Consider the following 264-nt stretch of genomic DNA (forward strand, 5'->3'; position numbering starts at 1 on the left):
GCCGCGATCTGATGCGCGGCCTGCGGACTCTGCCAGCGGATCGTGCCGTCCGCGCCGACGATCAACGCCGCGCGCGCGTCGAGCGACAGCGCCGCCTGCGCGTAAAGCTGCGCGCGCGAACGCTGCACATGCGCGCCGATGCGCGCGCACAACTCCTCGGGCCGCACCGGCTTGGTCACATAATCGATGCCGCCCACGCGAAAACCGCGCACCACGTGCTCGGTCTCGGTCAACGCCGTCATGAAGATCACGGGCAGATGCTCG

At 69.7% G+C, this 264-nt stretch carries 1 protein-coding gene; it reads right to left on the reverse strand.

Going from position 1 to position 264, the window contains the following annotated elements; translation table 11 throughout:
• Nucleotides 1–264 (reverse strand): response regulator transcription factor (locus SB751_RS31530; RefSeq protein ID WP_410749214.1); only part of this gene is annotated, 264 nt, incomplete at both ends.

Source organism: Cupriavidus sp. SIMBA_020 (genome assembly GCF_046535395.1).
Classification (GTDB): Bacteria; Pseudomonadota; Gammaproteobacteria; order Burkholderiales; family Burkholderiaceae; genus Cupriavidus; species Cupriavidus campinensis.